This window comes from Rahnella sp. EDr1-12, assembly GCF_049206505.1.
Taxonomy (GTDB): domain Bacteria; phylum Pseudomonadota; class Gammaproteobacteria; order Enterobacterales; family Enterobacteriaceae; genus Rahnella; species Rahnella rivi.
Genome location: NZ_JBLZNY010000001.1, coordinates 190,293 through 208,826 on the forward strand (window position 1 = coordinate 190,293; position 18,534 = coordinate 208,826).

At 53.2% G+C, this 18,534-nt stretch carries 13 protein-coding genes; 8 read left to right on the forward strand and 5 right to left on the reverse strand.

The annotated features are described in order from the left end of the window. Positions 1-40: 40 nt before the first annotated feature. Entirely contained in the window at positions 41-1,120 is a 1,080-nt protein-coding gene (locus tag ACO0U8_RS00785; RefSeq protein WP_421670083.1) for a 1,4-beta-xylanase, read from the reverse strand. A 208-nt stretch (positions 1,121-1,328) separates the two neighbouring features. Between ACO0U8_RS00785 and ACO0U8_RS00790 the strand changes: the two genes are divergently transcribed. The 6 genes from ACO0U8_RS00790 to ACO0U8_RS00815 all read left to right on the forward strand — a co-directional run bounded on the left by ACO0U8_RS00790 (position 1,329) and on the right by ACO0U8_RS00815 (position 8,269). Then, positions 1,329-2,336, forward strand: a complete 1,008-nt coding sequence (locus tag ACO0U8_RS00790; protein WP_421670084.1) for a LacI family DNA-binding transcriptional regulator — start codon at positions 1,329-1,331, stop codon at positions 2,334-2,336. Between the two features lie 207 nt (positions 2,337-2,543). Continuing rightward, positions 2,544-3,215 carry a helix-turn-helix domain-containing protein gene (locus ACO0U8_RS00795; RefSeq protein WP_421670085.1) on the forward strand — a complete coding sequence of 224 codons (672 nt, stop codon included), beginning with the start codon at positions 2,544-2,546 and terminating at the stop codon, positions 3,213-3,215. A gap of 570 nt (positions 3,216-3,785) precedes the next feature. Further along, the gene (locus ACO0U8_RS00800) at positions 3,786-5,849 is read left to right on the forward strand and encodes an inverse autotransporter beta domain-containing protein (protein ID WP_421670086.1); all 2,064 of its coding nucleotides are present in this window, start codon (positions 3,786-3,788) and stop codon (positions 5,847-5,849) included. A 59-nt stretch (positions 5,850-5,908) separates the two neighbouring features. Next, complete coding sequence (locus tag ACO0U8_RS00805) at positions 5,909-6,799, forward strand: SinI family autotransporter-associated protein (protein ID WP_421670087.1); 891 nt, start codon at positions 5,909-5,911, stop codon at positions 6,797-6,799. A gap of 90 nt (positions 6,800-6,889) precedes the next feature. Beyond that, on the forward strand, positions 6,890-7,972 hold the full coding sequence (locus ACO0U8_RS00810) for an Ig-like domain-containing protein (protein WP_421670088.1): 1,083 nt from the start codon (positions 6,890-6,892) through the stop codon (positions 7,970-7,972). A 45-nt stretch (positions 7,973-8,017) separates the two neighbouring features. Continuing rightward, positions 8,018-8,269 carry a hypothetical protein gene (locus tag ACO0U8_RS00815; RefSeq protein WP_056777435.1) on the forward strand — a complete coding sequence of 84 codons (252 nt, stop codon included), beginning with the start codon at positions 8,018-8,020 and terminating at the stop codon, positions 8,267-8,269. Between the two features lie 108 nt (positions 8,270-8,377). Here the strand turns inward: ACO0U8_RS00815 and ACO0U8_RS00820 are convergent, their stop codons facing one another. Then, positions 8,378-9,808 (reverse strand): 6-phospho-beta-glucosidase, encoded by a 1,431-nt coding sequence (locus tag ACO0U8_RS00820; RefSeq protein ID WP_421670089.1) that lies wholly within the window; start codon positions 9,806-9,808, stop codon positions 8,378-8,380. Positions 9,809-9,833: 25 nt separating this feature from the next. Then, a complete protein-coding gene (gene ascF / locus ACO0U8_RS00825; RefSeq protein ID WP_421670090.1) occupies positions 9,834-11,309 on the reverse strand; it encodes a PTS cellobiose/arbutin/salicin transporter subunit IIBC in 1,476 nt (491 codons plus the stop codon). 271 nt (positions 11,310-11,580) lie between these two features. On the opposite strand from ascF, the gene ACO0U8_RS00830 reads away from it, so the two are divergent. Then, positions 11,581-12,630 (forward strand): LacI family DNA-binding transcriptional regulator, encoded by a 1,050-nt coding sequence (locus tag ACO0U8_RS00830; RefSeq protein ID WP_421670091.1) that lies wholly within the window; start codon positions 11,581-11,583, stop codon positions 12,628-12,630. 388 nt (positions 12,631-13,018) lie between these two features. After that, positions 13,019-15,103, forward strand: a complete 2,085-nt coding sequence (locus tag ACO0U8_RS00835) for a putative bifunctional diguanylate cyclase/phosphodiesterase (protein ID WP_056777448.1) — start codon at positions 13,019-13,021, stop codon at positions 15,101-15,103. A gap of 160 nt (positions 15,104-15,263) precedes the next feature. On the opposite strand, the gene hutU is transcribed toward ACO0U8_RS00835, so the two are convergent. Beyond that, on the reverse strand, positions 15,264-16,946 hold the full coding sequence (gene hutU, locus ACO0U8_RS00840; RefSeq protein WP_421670092.1) for a urocanate hydratase: 1,683 nt from the start codon (positions 16,944-16,946) through the stop codon (positions 15,264-15,266). Between the two features lie 28 nt (positions 16,947-16,974). Then, positions 16,975-18,525, reverse strand: a complete 1,551-nt coding sequence (gene hutH / locus ACO0U8_RS00845) for a histidine ammonia-lyase (RefSeq protein WP_421670093.1) — start codon at positions 18,523-18,525, stop codon at positions 16,975-16,977. Positions 18,526-18,534 lie beyond the last annotated feature (9 nt).

Sequence of the window (18,534 nt, forward strand, 5' to 3'; positions counted from 1 at the left end):
CGTGAATCGCCCGCACGTCCCTGTGCGGCTGTTGAAAAGATTATTTCATGCGTGTTAAACGGCGAACCAGATCCATTTCGGCACGGCGGAACGGAATGCCGTATTCATCAAGCACATCGTGGAACCATAAGTGGGCGTAATCCTGATTCCCCTTGCGCACCGAAGGCCACGGCAGTGTGGTCTGCGTTTTACCCCGCACCAGCCCCCAGTGATAACAGCCCGCGTTAAAGGCGCTGAACAGCGGCAGTTGTTCTTCAAACACGCTGCCCACGTGGCGCGCCAGCCATTCGGTACACAGCACCGGGCGGTTGAATTTTTGCCAGAACCGCAGCGCCTGCAAAAGCTTTGGCGTGGCGACGTAGGCATGGAAACTGATGACGTCAGAGAGCTGCGCGGCGGCAACATCGACCGGATGGGTGAAAAACTCGCTTTCCGGCTGATCCGGGTCTTGCGGGAAATGCCATGCGCAGACGGTCAGCGGCGCAACCGGATCCTCCTCCCGCGCCCAGACAAACGCCCGCTGCATCAGTTCGAGCGCAAAAACCTCAAGTTTTTCGTCATACAGCACTTCTTCAAGCCCGGTGGCAAAGGTGCCACGGTTGCCCGGCTCGTTGTATAAATCCCAGATGGCGATGCGCGCGTCGGTGCGGAAATGACGAATAATATCGCGCACATAGCGCTCTATTTCCGGCCAACGGTCGCGATCGCACACCACATCCCGCCCCGGACTGGCCGCCGCCTGACTGTTATGTTTGCCCGGCTCCGGCGCTTTTTGCGGGCCAAGGAACGGCTCGTCACCGGAGAATCCGCAATCGTCCATCAGCGTCAGCATCACCTTGATCTGATGGTGCGCGGCGATACTCAGGAACTGATCAATCCGCGCCAGCAAACCGTCGCGATCGTCCTGCCAGACGATGAACGGCAGATTGATGCGCAGCTGGTTATAACCGGCCTGGTGCGCCCAGCCCAGCTCCTGATCAATGGTCGGCGCGTCAAACGTTTCGCGCTGCCAGAGTTCTGTCCAGTTTATCGCCGTGCGCGGCAGGTAGTTGAATCCGCAAATCCACCCTTGCTGCTTTTCCCATTCTGCTGCCTGTTGTTCGCTCCACTGGGTTTTCATTCTGTTCTCCTTGTCCGGTTGCCGGTAACATGCCATTGCTAATAATATTAGCTAATAGTTATTATCAAACCGGCCAGGCTGCAAATGCGGTGGGCGGGTTCTGCCAGTGGGATCACACTCTTTTCAGGCAAGCGCGCGGGTGGTCTGGCAAAAATGTGTGCTGTGATATAGTGCGCCGGGCATAAAACAGGGTGACGGGGAAAGGCGGATGGAGAAAAAAAACAAGGTGACAATGAGTGATATCGCACGTGAAGCGGGAGTTTCACAGGCAACGGTTTCGCTTATTTTAAACAACTCACGCGCCATAAAACTCAGCGAAGAAACCCGTCAGCGGGTGTTCGATACTGCCCTGTCGCTCGGCTATAAAAAAATGCCTGCGCCGCACCGTGATAACGGGCAGGAAGAGATCGCCCTGCTGCTCAACGCCATGCCGAGTTACGATCCCTTTGTTGATGCGCTGAGCGAAGCCCGTGAAGCCGCGTGGCGGCACGATACGCTGCTGACCGTCTATGATTATGGCGATGATATCGGGCTGGCGGTGCGTATCATTGCGCAGCTGAATCAGCGCCGCTGTGCGGGCATCATCATCGCCTCTCCCGTTACGCAGGCGATTGATTTTTCGGTATTCGCCAACCAGACCTCGCTTCCCGTTGTGCTGCTCAATGTCTACGATCGCGCCTTCCCGCTGCTGCCCTCCTTCCTGCCCGACGACCGCGCTAACGCGTTGCAGATCACCCGCCACCTCATCGAACAGGGGGCGACACGCATTGCGCATATCATGGGGGATAACTGGATGGAGGCCTGCGAAATGCGCCGTGAAGGTTATCGCGAAGCGTTGTCACACGCGGGTATTCCTTATGATGAACGGCGGGTGATGGCAACCAACTGGTCGCTGAATGAAACTTATCAGGCAACGCTGGCACTGATGAAACTGCCGGAACCGCCCGATGCGATTTTTTGCTCCAGCGACTGGATGACACTCGGCTGTTATCAGGCGCTGACCGAACTGCATCTGCGTATTCCGCAGGACATTCTGGTTGCCGGATATGACGATCAGCGTATTGCCGATCAGATGACCCCGAAACTGACCAGCGTACAGTTGCCTTATGTCGAACTGGGCCGTCAGGCGGTGGAATATATTTGTTCAGGAGAAGACGCAGCAACGTGCGTACGCATGGCAGGAAAGCTGAAGGTGCGTGCGAGTACCGCAGGATAATGTTTCCTTTTTTAATGCACATTAACCCATGATGACATTATTTTTCAGAAATTAGATTTCTGCTTTTTTATAACATCCGTAGCAACAACGGAGGTTATAAAGATTAATCAACAACGCCTGACGTGTTAAGTCCATGGCAATTCTCCTCCGCCGTGGTAGACTTCCGCCTGAACAGGGAAAGTCAATTTTAAATAAATCAGAGGCGGAATGAACACTCAATACCTGTCTGAAAAAATGTCGACTTCAGGTCATCATCCTATGCAAAAGCCCGTTAAAACAATCATTAAATTAATCGGGTTATTCAAACAATTATCTGCGCCATTACTGCCCGACCACGCCGGAGGAGAGGTTAAACTGCATAATGAACAAGGTGATTCTCAGGTCGTGCTTGTGATTGAAGGTACAGTGGATATTTACCGCAACGCGGATAATATGCTATTTGCCACTGCCCGCGCCCCCGCTATTTTCGGGATGCAAGGTTCACCCTATCGCGACAGTATCTATAAGTTCATTTCCCGCCCTGACTGTGTATTAGAAACACTGCCTTTATCCTCTGTTATCCGGATTATAAATGCAAACTCACTTCTTGAAGAACTGCTGATCTGCCAGTCCTATTTCAATGATTACCACGCGTACCGAACAAACATGCTCATTAATAAGACTTCTTACGAAATCGTGCGCGCCCTGTTACTTGAACTGGATAAGGTTCCCTCTGAGATAAAAACCAAAATCAATGTCCCTACTTTTATTTTAGAGCGTAGTCATCTGGCGCGCAGCGGAATAATGAAAATATTATCTCACCTGCGGCAAGGGGAATATATAAAAATAGAAAGTGGCAAGCTGATAAGTATATTAAGAAAACTGCCAAAATCATTCTGACTGCGGGTTATGTTCGTTCTGAATAGTTGTCAATCACCCAAAATCTTTGCGCAAAAGCCTCTGATATTTCTCGTTTTAAAAAATTACTTAACTCACTGATTTTAAATAAAAACAACTTCATCACTGAAAAATTCACGCTGTCCTGCGCTGTGGAAGCGAGAGATCACTTCGATAAAAAAATTCTTATCTCTCATTCGGTTAGTCCGCTCAACTGTCCAAAAACGGACGTTGTTGTAAAAACCCATTGTTGTTAAGATCTGCTTCATCCACCCACATGGAATACAATTTACCCGCGCAAAGCCAGAGTAATATCTGATTGCGGATACTCAATCATTCTTTTTTTTAAGAACTTGCCCCGTATTATCGGTTAATAATATGATGAAAGAATTTATTTTTTATTCATTGGCAATATCTTTATTTTGTCAAATTCCTGCAGAGACAGTACAGGCCTCTGATAATATTCCGTTGCCTGATCTCGGCAGCCGTGCCGAATCATCTGACGACGCAGATCAAAGCGAGACAAAAAATAACCCGGCTGAGAATGATATTTGGGCCTCGAAGACGGCGCAAATGGCGACGAGTGAAGCGCAACAAAATTTTCAAAATCTGACACCTGAAGGATTGAAATCACAGTTATTCCAGTACGGAAAAGGAATAGCCAGCGGCGCGGCACAGGCGCAAGCCGAATCTTTACTTTCTCCCTACGGGCATATCAGTACACAATTCGTTCTCGATGATGACGGAAGCCTTGACGGCTCGTCACTGGATTATCTCATTCCGATCATTGAGGGAAAGGATAATCTCTTTTTCAATCAAATTTCTGCTCATAATACCGATGGCAGGACAATAGCTAACCTGGGTGCCGGAATTCGTCATAATCTCAGCCAGGACTGGATGATTGGTGCCAATACTTTCTATGATTACGATATTACCCGGCATCACCGGCGTATAGGTTTTGGTGGTGAGGCCTGGACAAACTTTTTAAAGCTCAGCGGTAACTATTATCTGCCTTTATCTTCATGGAAGGATTCCCGCGATCTGGAAAATTATGAAGAACGCCCGGCAAGGGGCTGGGATATGCGTGTGCAGGCTTATTTACCTGCCTATCCTCAGCTTGGTTCGTCACTGGTTTATGAAAAGTATTACGGTGACGAAGTGGCGCTATTTGGCACTGATGATCTGCAAAAAGACCCTTCCGCGGTCACGCTGGGCGCAGATTATACGCCGGTTCCCATGGTCACCCTTGGCGTGGGGTATAAAAAAGGGAATTCTGATAGCGATGAAGTGACCGCCGAACTCGCGCTGGATTACCGCATCGGCGTGCCCATTTCAAAACAACTGGATCCTTCCGCCGTGTCGCAAATGAGAACGCTGGCCGGCAGCCGGATGGATTTCGTCGATCGTAATAATCACATCGTTCTCGAATACCGCGAAAAAAACGATCTGGATATCGGTTTGTACCTCAAACCGACGGGCACCGCAGTACAATGTATTCTTGCTGATACCCCGGAGCAAGCACAGGCCTATGAAGGATGTCACTGGACCGTAAATGCTTCCATTTCCTCACATCTGGCGATTAAAGAAGCGCGCTGGATCCCCTCTGGCGCGTTTAATCCGGAAACACAGTTAGGTTTACCCGCGTTATCTCCTGACCAAAATATCAGCGCAGGCACCAATAACCACTGGACATTGACGTTCCCGGCCTGGGTGGATTCACCGGATCCTGATGCCAATAAATATAAGCTCTCGGTGATGCTGCTCGACGATAAAGGGCGCAGCAAGCAGTCAAACGCAGTGGATATAATCGTTTCGGAAGCCCCTTCTTCCTATCAGCTGGTGATTAATGATGCCGGTGAGGAGAAGAAAGCCACCAAAGTTCTGTCTGACGGTAAAAGTGTGGTCGATTTAGAAGCCAGCGGGAGCAAAATTGCAGGGCTGGCAGGTGAAACGACACCAATTAATGCAGAAGATCTGAATATGACGTTCCGTGCTTACAAAATGGAAGATAAAAGTCATAGCAGCGAAGTGGTGATTCACGCATCAAAAGAAAAATGCGACGCAGCAACACCTTGTCTTTTCTACACCCGTTCTCCGGATAATGGAAAAGCCGCGGTCAGCAGCACCATGAGCGGCGTTTATACCATTGTCGCATCACCAGAAAATAAAGAAACACAACGGACCAATGCGGTGCTGATTAATTTCTCCCCGGCTGACACCATGTTTTATACCGCTATTGTGGATAAAGCAGCCCCGGATATTAATCTGACGGCTACCCGGGGAAATACCCTTCAGTTAGGCCATGAATATTTATTCAGGGTCGCCTACGACAGTAATAACAATGGTCAGTGGGATGCCAGTGACCGGGAAACTATTTCTGATACCTCGTCAACGCCATTATCGTCGCTGATGAATTACCGCTGGCAATTTACCGGGGTCACGCCGGCGGGAACGCCGGGCGGCTTTGCCGTTTCCGCGACAGACAACCATAGCCTTATTCTGCCAGCCACCAATGCTATGGCGAAGAGCGTTTTCGCCGGTGCCGGAGCAGAAGGTATTCAGGGTTATGAATTAAAAGTGGATTACCAGCTGACGCAGGAAGGGTTGAAATCCGTTGAGTCATTACGAACCCGATAATAACTGGCAGCTTCATTCAGAGTTTAAGATTATCTCATTAACAAGAGTCTTTATTACCTATGAAAAATTTCAATAAAACATTACTCGCCACCCTGTTATTTGCGAGCTGTTCACAGTTTGCCGTTGCGGATACCACCGCCAGCGCGGGTCAGATAATGGGTACCAAACCTGTTCTCACCGGTACCGGTGCGGGTGCCGTCGATCACAGCGTCTCCTTTTCCAACGGACATGAAAGTGGCTCTGTCACGGGAATGGCCGTCGGAGATAAAGTCACCCTGAGTTATGTTTTAAAAGACGCCGAAGGGGATACGGACGCCAGTGAAAAAACCATTAAATGGTTCACCACGTCAGACGGTCAGAGCGACAAAAAGGATATCACCGCTGCTGACGGCAACGCCGACTATACGCTCGCGCAGGCCGATGCCGGACGTTATCTTGGCGTGACGATCATTGAAACCACCTCGACGGGTATCCCAGCGGTCGGAGAAACCCTCACCATTCAGGATATCAGTAAAAATGACACCACAGATAATATCCCTGACGGTCCGGTCGTTGGCGGAACTGTGTCAACCATGATTGTCGATGCAGCCGATCCTGGCACTAACCTGATTGGCAAAGCGAACAGTCAGCTGATCCTTGGCCACAGCTATCAGTTCAAAATCTGGTATGACACCAACAACAACAACGTCATGGATGCCGGTGAAGTGGATGCTTCCTCTAACTACAGCTACGTGTGGACCTTCGACGGTACCTCGGCAACGGCGGGTACAGCAGGAGGTGCGGCCGTCAGCTCAACCGATAACAAGGATCTGAAACTGCCATTAACCAACGCGGATGCGAAGAACGTCTTCGCCAGCGCCGGCCCGGACGGTATTCAGGGTTATCAGCTGAAAGTGGATTACACCGCAAAAGTGAAAGCCACATTAAAATCCGGTAAGCGTCAAAAATAATCTTTCCCGGCGTTGAATAAGCCGGGCGACGACCGCCCGGTTTATTTCCCTTTACTGAATAAACAGACTCCCGCTGTTATGGTGTAAAAAATGAAAATGAATAAACCCAACGTCACCGGGATCGCTTTTTTAGTGGCAACCTATCTCGGCGTCTCATTCATGGCAACCGCAGAAGTTATGACGGGGTCAGCGGGCATCGTCGCCGGTACAGCGCCTGTGATTTACAATAATAAAGACCTTCCCGAAACGATAAATATCACGCGGGATAACGATATTATTGGCGATAATGACGAACTCGAAATCAATGACAGTATTTCTTTATCCTGGCGTTTTAATGATGATGAAGGTGATGATGATGTGACCCTCCCTTCTGTCGAATGGATATGTCTGGATGCGGCGAATAATAAGCGAACGCTGTCACAAGGCACGACAAATTATGTTATCAGGCCCGCCGACAAGGGCTGTGTCATCGGTGTGAACATTACCCCGAAAACGGTTACCGGTTTTCCTCAGGCAAATACTCCCCTTCAGATCAGCGATATCAGCAGTTATGACAATTCGGATAATATTCCTGACGGACCGGTAAACCCGCACGCTATCAATATTGTGGGATATATCGTTGCACCGAATAATCCCTCCGCGCGATTAACCGTGAGTGGCGATAGCAGTTTACACACCGCCTTTGCCGGTGCCGAAGTACAAATGGAAACAGATAACCTGGCTGACCAGTTAGACTGGACCACCAGTAACAGTGCCATCGCGACAGTCTCGAACAGCGGACTGGTGACATTTAAAACAAAAGGCGCGGTGCGTATTATGGCCAGACATAATGAGAAAAGAGCGTCCATTATTTTCTCCCCTGAGCGTTTTTACACCGCAAGTACCTCCGGCAAAAATTGGCCGGACGCCAAAAAAGCGTGTGAAAATCAGGGGCTGCGTCTGCCTAAGCTGGATGAACTCTCCGCCGGACAACATGTCCGTCACGCACCCGGCACCTCTTTGTGGGAAGAATGGGGAGAAAGTGTGGAAGATATGCCGCATTCAGGCGTTGTCTTCTGGTCTTCTGATATTTCCAGTTTCGATGTCAGTGCCTACGCCTATGCCTACCTGTCAGATGGTCATATTTCCTCTAACACACAAGATATCGTTGAGGGTTATGCCTGCGTAGAATGAAAAGCATAACGCTGTCTGTCATTACAGAAAACATGAGTAATCACGATGAAACTATTAAATAATGAATCCGAATACAGAGAATGGATGACGAAAGATTATTTATATATTGATGACGGTTTTCCGCCAATGCTTGAAGCCGGTGAAATTGAAAATGAACTGGTCAGACATATGCCTGTAAACTACCCCTGCATTGTATTAGAAATTAAAGGCATGAGACTTTATGATACCGATATTATTGAGTTTATATACCGTTCACAGGTTGAGGAGTGGGCAAAGCTGTTAGCCATCATTCATTAAGTGATTGTATAAGAGGATGACCAGTATTTAAAACACCACAGAGTGTCATAAAGGATGCGCCAAAATAAAGGCCAGCATGGCGCTGGCCTGAATATTTACCCGGTCAGATTACTGCAAATCCGTTCCGTGACTGGCGATCACCTTTTTATACCACCAGAACGATTTCTTACGTTTTCTCTCCAGCGTACCGTTGCCGCTGTCATCACGATCGACATACACGAAACCGTAGCGTTTGCTCATTTCACCGGTGGATGCCGACACCAGATCGATACAGCCCCACGAGGTGTAACCGATGACCGGAATACCGTCGGTAATGGCTTCGCCCATCGCCTGAATATGCTCACGCAAATAGCTGATGCGGTAATCATCATCGATTTCGCCACGCTCGTTAATTTCATCTTTCGCACCCAGCCCGTTTTCCACCAGAAATAACGGTTTCTGATAGCGATCGTACATCATGTTCATGGTGATGCGCAGGCCGAGCGGGTCGATGCCCCACCCCCATTCGCTGACCTCGATATGCGGGTTTTTCAGTGATTTAACGATGTTTGCTGCGCTGCTGTTATTGTCGTTCATGTCTGCCGAGGCGCAGCGGGATGCGTAATAACTGAACGACACAAAATCGACGGTGTTTTTCAGAATGTCGTCATCCCCCGGCTCTTTCGCAATGGTTATCCCCTTCTGCGCGAAGACGCGGCGGGTATAAGAAGGATATTCGCCACGCGCCTGGACGTCGATAAAGAACAGGTTCTCGCGATCTTTTTGCAACGCCGCCCACACGTCTTCCGGTTTGCAGGTGCGCGGGTAGAAATTACCGCCCGCCAGCATGCAGCCGACCTGATTTTGCGGGTTCACTTCATGAGCAATTTTGGTCGCCAGGGCGCTGGCAACCAGCTCATGATGCGCGGCCTGATATTTCACCTGTTCCTGATCTTCCCCTTCTTCGAACACCAGACCGGCGCCGGAGAACGGGCTGTGCAGCAGAATGTTGATCTCGTTGAAGGTCAGCCAGTATTTCACCAGCTCGTCAAAGGCTTCAAAGCAGGTGCGTGCGTAGCGGGCGAAAAACTCCACCATTTTACGGTTACGCCACGAGCCGTATTCGATCACCAGATGCATCGGCACGTCGAAGTGGCACAGCGTCACCAGCGGTTCGATGCCGTACTTTTTGCACTCGGCAAACACGTCACGGTAAAACGCGATGCCTTCGGCGTTTGGCGTCAGTTCGTCACCGTTCGGATAAAGACGGCTCCAGGCGATCGAGGTTCTGAATACCGTAAAGCCCATCTCCGCCATCAGCGCGATGTCTTCTTTGTAACGATGGTAAAAATCAATCGCCTGATGGGCAGGATAAAACTCATCGTCTCTGAGCGAAAAACGTTTTTCCTGACCGGTTTTCACCGCCAGCCGGTGCTGGCCGTGCGGGATCATATCCACCGTGGTCAGGCCTTTTCCGCCTTCAAAGCTGGCACCTTCGGCCTGATTGGCGGCTATCGCGCCGCCCCATAAAAAGCCGTCAGGAAATGGTGATGCTGCCATGAGAAAGTCCTCTTCTGTAGGGTCTTTAATGTGTTTTTAGCGCACTTTGCCCGGCGGCAAAGGGGCTGGATTGCGGGGTGTCCGTCGGCTGCTGAGCGTCAGGCTGCGCCGTCTCCACCGGAATATCTTCAAAGCCGAGCAACAGCGTGGTGACGAAGGAAATCACAATCGCCAGAATCATCACGCCAAATACCCAGACGATGCTCATCGGGTTCGACGGATCGAAGAACTGGACGCTGGTGAACAGCCCCGGTGAGGCCATCGAGTGGCTGGCGAGCCCGCCGAGCCCGGCCACGCCGCCGCAGATAAATCCGCTGATAAGACAGGCGATAAGCGGGCGTTTCAGCCGCAGCGCGACACCGTAGAGTGCCGGTTCAGAAATGCCGGCGATGATTGCCGAAGCGGCAGCGGCCAGCGCGGTCTGACGTAATTCCGGATTTTTGGTGCGCCACGCGACGGCCAGCGAAGACCCGCCAAGGGACAGGTTGGCACCAATTTCGGACGGCATCACCATGCCTTCTTTGCCGGTCTGGGCGATGGTCTGAATGATGCCCGGCGTAAACACCCGGTGCATCCCGGTCATCACCAGCAGCGGCCAGGCCGCCCCCATGATGGCGACGGAAAGCCAGCCAAGATAGTGGTGAACGGTATACACGCCCGCAGAAATGCCGGTGCCGATCCAGATCCCCAGCGGGCCTATAATGACGATGGCGATCGGTGCGGCAATCAGCATGATCAGCATCGGTTTAAGGAAGTTTTTGGTCACGACAGGTGTAATGCGGTCAACCCATCTTTCGATATAAGACAGCATCCAGGTCATGCACAACGCGGGAATGACGGTGTAGGTGTATTTCACCGCCGTGATGGAGATGCCGATAAATTCGACTTTTTGCCCGGCAGCCGCTTTCGCCATCAGATCGATAAACGCCGGATGGAGCAGCACACCGGCAATGGCGATAGCCAGCGACATATTGGTTTTGAATTTTACCGCTGCCGAAGCCGCGACCATCACAGGTAGGAAGAAGAACGCGCCGTCACCAATAGTGTTGAGAATCACCAGGGTAGACGCGCCCTTCTCGAGTACGCCGGTCATCTCGAGCATCATCGCCAGCAGTTTTACCATAGAGCCGCCGATGATCGCCGGGATCAGCGGCGACATTGTACCAATCAGTGCGTCAAGAATCCCCGACCCAATGCTTTTTAAGGTAATTTTCCGTTTTACCGGCGCAAGATTTGCTCCCGATACGCCTTCCGGCAACAGTTTCTGTACTTCGGCATAGGCCTGCGACACGTTGTTGCCAATGATCACCTGACACTGATTTTCATTACGCACGACCCCCATCACCCCGGTGATGTTTTTCAGGGTTGCGCCATCAACCCGCGAGGCGTCATTAAGCACAAAACGTAAACGGGTCATGCAGTGCGTAACCGCCGCGACGTTGTCCGCGCCGCCGAGGGCACTGACGATCGACTGTGACATTGCTGCAAAATTCTTTGACATGAGTGACAACTCTCTCGAATTCATAGGGTTATGAATGATGCTGTGAGCGTTAAATGCTGTTATTCGCGCTTTTTGAGTCGGTGGATGAAACAATAGGTAACCGGTTACATACGAGAATGTTCAGTTCTGATGCTGACTTCAATAAAAAGTAACAACGCTATTTCATTTTTGTGATGACGATCTCCATGCGGTGGCTTCGCGCGTCGAAATCCTCGAAAAACTGACGAAATGTGTAGAATAGCGAATCATTTTTATTTTTCAGGTGTGCCTGATGTCGACAATGCAGGAAGTAGCGTCAAGAGCAGGCGTCTCAAAAGCCACGGTTTCGCGGGTACTTTCCGGGAAAGGCTATGTGACCCAGGAAACAAAAGATCAGGTTTTTAAAGCCATCGAAGAAACCGGCTATCGCCCGAATTTACTGGCCCGTAATCTGGCGACCAGCAAATCGATGTGCATCGGCCTGGTGGTCACCAACACCTTGTATAACGGCAATTATTTCAGTGAACTGATCTCGCAGGCCGCCAAAAAACTGGACGCCAACGGGCGGCAGCTGATCCTGGTGGACGGCAAAAACAGCGCCGCCGAAGAGCGCGAGGCGATCGATTTCCTGCATGATTTACGCTGCGACGGCATCATTATTTATCCGCGCTTTTTAACGGTCGATGAAATGGACGTGATCATCGATAAATATAAAAAACCGGTGATGGTGGTGAACCGTAAGCTGAGAAAACATCAGAGCCACTGTATTTATTGTGATCATAAAGGGTCGAGTTTTCAGGCCACCCGTACATTGATTGAACGCGGTCATCGCGATATTGCGTTTATTACCGGTTCAATGGATTCCCCGACCGCCACTGAACGTCTGTCGGGTTATAAAGACGCCTTAATCTCCGCCGGGATCGGGGTGAAGGAAGACCTGATCGTGGCCGGGAAATGGTCACCGGCCAGCGGTGCAGCGGCGGTCGATACCCTTCTCGCCCGTGGCGTCACGTTCAGCGCGCTGATTGCCAGCAACGATGACATGGCGATCGGCGCAATGAAACAGCTCAGCCACGCCGCCGTCGCGGTACCTGCGCAGGTCTCGGTAATAGGTTTTGATAATATTCCTACTGCGCCGTTTTTAATTCCCGCGCTCTCCAGTGTGAAAGATCCGGTCAGCGATATGGTCAGCGAAGTGATTAACCAGATTATTTCGATGCTCGATGGCGGGTATTTATCGCAACAGAATCAGTTTACCTCCGACGTTATTTTGCGCGAGTCGGTCATTGACGGGCCATATTATTCCGCGGCGCTCTCCGACCGCGATCCTGCGCTAAAATAAGGCGGCGTTTGCCCTGCCTGAAATGCCCTTTTTATGTCAAGCCGCAACCTGTTGCGGCTTTCTTATTTCTGCCTGACCAACTCCCCTCAATTGCCTTACAAACCCTTAAGCTTTTTGTGCCCTTTCATTAAAGCCTGGCAGGTTACTGCCGATAACTTTTACGCCTCTTTCAGACCAAAAGTGAAATTTCACTTAAGGCCGATCTTTTTGCTAAAAAGGCTTAATTTTAAGCACGTTAGAGGCAAAATTTGACGAACTGAGAATTATCTTATGCTAACGTTTCACCGCACATCACAGCAGAAATGCGTCGGGAACAGGCGCACTATTTAGCCGGACTCTGATTTGGGAGGATCCCGCACAGAGGCGGCCAGCTAGCAGGCAAAATATAATGAACGAAGATTCTGACGTACTGTATCGGTTGCTGGTTCAACGCGTAGAAGATTACGCTATTTACATGCTGAAACCCGATGGCACCGTGGCGAACTGGAATGCCGGTGCGCAGCGCGCTAAGGGCTATTCGCCTGAGGAAGTGGTCGGGAAGCATTTTTCGTGTTTTTACACCGAGGAAGATAAAAAAAGTGGCTGGCCGCAGCACGGGCTGGAGACGGCACGGGAAACCGGCCGCTATGAATCCGAAGGCTGGCGACAGCGCAAAGACGGTTCACGCTTCTGGGCGCATGTCATCATCGAAGCCCTGCGTGAATCCGGTAACATCATCGGTTTTGCCAAAATCACCCGCGACGTCACCGAACGCCGTGAAAATGAACAGGCGCTGATGTATGCCAAAGACCTGGCAGAATCCAACAGCGAGCAACTCTCCGCCCTCACCCAGTTTCTCAACACGGTGATCGCCAATATCCCTTCGTCTGTGATTGTCGAAAACGCTGTCTCGCGGGAAATTTTGCTGGTGAATCGTCAGGCTGAACGTCTGCTGGGCATTTCGCGCGAAGAGATGCTGGGTAAACGTCCGCAGGACTGCATGGGCGTCGGCCTGAGCACCTTTATCAATAAGCAGTCAGACGAATGTCTGCGGGCGGAAGGCGTGCATAAAAGCGAGCAGCAACTGCTGACTGCCGTGGGTGACCGCACGCTGCAAACCACCAGTTCGGTGATCCGCGGGCACGATCCGCAGACCAGCTACGTCATGATGATCGCCGACGACGTGACCGACCAGCACGCTGCCCATGCGCGTATCCACCACATGGCGCATCACGATAATCTGACCAGCCTGCCCAACCGCATCCTGTTCAGTCAGCGCCTCAACGAAGCCCTGCAACACGACAGTTACAGCCACACGCATACGGCCACGCTGTGTCTGGATCTCGATAACTTCAAAAACGTCAATGACGCACTCGGTCATCAGGTCGGCGATGAACTGCTGCGCGCCATTGCCAAACGGCTGCGCATGACCCTGCGTGATGACGATACGCTGGCGCGAATTGGCGGCGATGAGTTTGCCGTGGTGCTGCCGGGGCTGAAAGATATCTCCGATGCGCATCAGATCTCAAAACGCCTGATTGAATCGGTGCGCCCGCCGGTGATCATCGACGGTCACTCGTTGTCGGTCGGCCTGAGCATCGGTATTGCGCTGGCAGATTCGACGGATAACTCCCCGGATCAGCTGCTGCGCTGCGCGGATATGGCGCTGTACGAAGCCAAACGCAATGGCCGCAACCGCTATGAAGATTTCCGCATTGAGATGGACGCCGCCGCGCGTAAACGCCGTGTGGTCGAAATGGATCTGCGCGACGCCATAACCTGCAATCAGCTGCGTCTTTATTACCAGCCGATCACCGATGCGCGGCACGATGCCGTGATGGGCTACGAAGCGCTGATGCGCTGGCACCATCCGCAAAACGGGCTGATCATGCCGGTCGATTTCATCCCGATTGCCGAAGAAACGGGCCTGATACACAGCCTGGGATCTTTTGCGCTGCATGAAGCCTGTCGCGAGGCCGCCACCTGGGCGGGAAATCAAACCGTGGCGGTGAACCTCTCGCCGATCCAGTTCAAAAACAGCGGGCTGGTGTCCGTCGTGGAATCGGCTCTGGCCGCCTCGGGGCTTGCGCCGGAACGGCTGGAAGTGGAAATCACCGAGTCCGTGCTGCTGGACAACACGCTGGGAAATGTCGGTACGCTGCGCCAGCTGAAAGCGCTGGGCATCCGCATCGCGCTGGACGATTTTGGCACCGGGTATTCGTCACTGAGCTATCTGCGGTCATTCCCGTTCGACAAAATCAAAATCGACCGGTCATTCATTAATGATATGCAGGACAGTCCGGAAGCGCTGGCGATTATCCGCGCCATCACCGGCATGAGCCGCAGTCTGGATATTCAGACCACCGCCGAAGGCGTGGAAACCGACGAGCAGTTCCGGCGTCTGAAAGAAGAAGGGTGTTCGCTGTTCCAGGGGTATTTTTTTGGACGGCCTCAGCCCTCAGAGTCCCGCCTGCTGGGCTTTACACCTGTCTGATGCTAGCCATTAGACACGACACCCGCCCTTTTTGATCGGGCAATAAAAGGGGCTTTTTTCGGTTAATTCAGCCGATTACATCACAGCGTTGATAAAACGATCGCCGCCCGCTTATCGGAGTACGTTAAGCGGGCGGCGGTTTTTCACCTCACGTCACAGCTCAGATCATCGGTAAATTCAGGTCATGTCGCGCTGCGCATTCGGCTGCCTGTTCATAGCCTGCATCCGCATGACGCATGACGCCGGTCGCCGGATCATTCCACAGTACACGCGCCAGCCGGGCATCTGCCTCGGGTGTGCCGTCCGCCACAATCACCATGCCCGCATGTTGCGAGAAGCCCATACCGACGCCGCCGCCGTGGTGCAGGCTGACCCAGGTCGCGCCGCCTGCGGTATTGAGCAAGGCATTCAGCAACGGCCAGTCAGACACCGCGTCCGAGCCATCTTTCATCGCTTCGGTTTCACGGTTTGGCGACGCCACCGAACCGGTGTCCAGATGGTCGCGGCCAATCACCACCGGCGCTTTCAGCTCGCCGTTGCGCACCATTTCGTTGAAGGCCAGACCGGCAATATGACGCTCGCCCAGCCCCAGCCAGCAGATGCGCGCCGGGAGTCCCTGAAAGGCAATGCGTTCACGCGCCATGTCCAGCCAGTTGATCAGATTGGCATTATCCGGGAACAGCTCTTTCAGTTTGGCATCCGTTTTGTAGATATCTTCCGGATCACCGGAGAGCGCCACCCAGCGGAACGGCCCTTTGCCCTCGCAGAACAGCGGGCGGATATAGGCAGGAACAAACCCTGGGAAATCAAACGCATTAGTCACACCTTCGTCTTTTGCCACCTGACGGATGTTGTTGCCGTAATCCACGGTCGGGATGCCCATCGCGTGGAAATCCAGCATCGCCAGAACGTGTTTCGCCATCGAGGCCTTCGCGGCCTTGATCACTGACTGCGGGTCGGACTGACGCGCCGCCTGCCATTGTTCCAGGCTCCAGCCTTCCGGCAGATAACCGTTCAGCGGGTCGTGTGCGGAAGTCTGGTCGGTGACCATATCCGGACGCAGGCCGCCTTCTCTGGCACGCGCCACCAGTTGCGGCATCAGCTGAGCCGCGTTACCCAGTAATCCCACGGAAATCGCTCTCTTCTCTGCACAGGCTTTTTCGATCATCGCCAGCGCCTCATCAATGCTGTGCGCCTTGTAATCGAGATAGCGGGTGCGCAGGCGGAAATCAATGCGCGATTCCTGACATTCAATCGCCAGCACGCAGGCGCCGGCCAGCACACCGGCCAACGGTTGTGCGCCGCCCATACCGCCCAGACCGGCCGTTAAAATCCACTTGCCGCGCAGGTCGCTGTTGTAATGCTGACGCCCTGCTTCGGCGAAGGTTTCGTAAGTGCCCTGGACGATGCCCTGCGCACCGATGTAGATCCACGAACCGGCGGTCATCTGGCCGTACATCATCAGCCCGGCTTTATCCAGCTGGTGGAAGTGCTCCCAGTTTGCCCAGTGCGGCACCAGATTGGAGTTGGCGATCAGCACGCGGGGCGCATCGGTGTGCGTACGAAACACGCCCACCGGTTTACCGGATTGCACCAGCAGCGTTTCGTCTTCACGCAGCTTGCGCAGGCTGTCGAGAATGGCTTCGAAAGCCGGCCAGTTACGCGCCGCTTTGCCAATGCCGCCATACACCACCAGATCGTCCGGGCGTTCGGCCACGTCGGGGTCGAGGTTATTCTGCAACATGCGGTAAGCCGCTTCGATCAGCCAGTTCTGGCAACTGAGTTCTGTGCCGTGCGCGGCACGAACTACGCGGGCAACGGCAGTTTTTTGTGGAGCGTTCATTTTCGTATCCTTTATCGGGTCAGGAGAATCAGGCAAAACTTGGCAACAGCGCTTCAATGATCGCCGGCCAGTGTTCACGGGTGGCCCACAGACGCATCATCTCGACATCCGGTGCCATCAGGCGGTCTTGTTCAAGGAAAGGCACGTCGGCGCGAATGGCTTTCAGTTCGTTTTCCAGCAGGGCCGAACTTTGCAACGGACGGTGGAAATCGATGCCCTGCGCCGCGGCCATCGCTTCGATGCCGACCACCACGCTGGTGTTAAAGCACATGTCGCCCAGACGCCGCGCGGCGTAGGTCGCCATGGACACATGATCTTCCTGATTAGCCGACGTCGGCAGGCTGTCCACGCTGCCGGGGTGCGCCAGTGATTTGTTTTCAGATACCAGCGCCGCGGCGGTGACCTGCGCAATCATAAAGCCGGAGTTGACCCCGCCGTCGTTGACCAGGAACGGCGGCAGGCCGGACAGCCCGGTATCAAGCAGCAGCGCCATGCGGCGTTCTGAAATCGCGCCGATCTCAGCAATCGCCAGCGCCAGAATGTCCGCCGCGAAGGCCACCGGCTCGGCGTGGAAATTCCCGCCGGAAATCACCTCTCCGTTCTCGGCAAACACCAGCGGATTATCAGACGCCGCGTTGGCCTCAATGCGTAAAATGCGTGCGGCGTGATGCAAATTATCGAGGCAGGCGCCCATCACCTGCGGCACACAGCGGATGGAATAGGGATCCTGCACGCGGCTGCACCCGGCATGGGAAGTGACAATGTCACTCCCCGCCAGCAACTCAGACACCGCCGCGGCCACGGCGATTTGCCCGATCTGCCCGCGCGCCTGATGAATACGCGGGTCCAGCGGTTTGACGGACCCTTTGATGGCCTCCAGTGACAACGCACCTGCCACCAGACCGGCGGAGAAGACCCGCTCGGCCTCAAACAGCCCGGAGAGCGCCAGCGAGGTGGACACCTGCGTGCCGTTAAGCAGCGCCAGCCCCTCTTTCGGCCCGAGTTCAAACGGCTCAAGCCCGACGACCGCCAACCCTTCACGGGCTGACACTTTCTGCCCTTTTACCGTCACCTGCCCTTCGCCTATCAGCATCAGGGAAAGATGGGCCAGCGGCGCTAAATCGCCGGATGCCCCCACCGAGCCTTTTTCCGGAATGCAGGGATACACCCCGGCATTAAACAACGCAATCAGTGCGTCGATCACCGCCATCCGGATCCCGGAATGCCCGCGCGACAGGCTCAGCACTTTGGTTGCCATCACCAGCCGCACCACGTTATCGGCCAGATCTTTGCCTATGCCGACGCTGTGTGACAGCACCAGATTACGTTGCAGTTCCGCCAGCCGGTCCGCCGGAATACGGGTCTGCGCCAGTTTGCCAAAACCGGTATTGATGCCGTACACCACCTTGCCGGATTCCACAATGCGGGTAACCGTTTCCTGTGAAGCCTGCACGTCGGCCCGTGCTTCCTCAGCCAGTTCGAGACGCACGTTGCCCTGATAAATGTTGCGCAGCATCGGTAAATCAACCAGACCCGGTTGCAGGTGGCAAAGGGTCAATTCTGTGGATGAAGAAGCCATAATCTATTC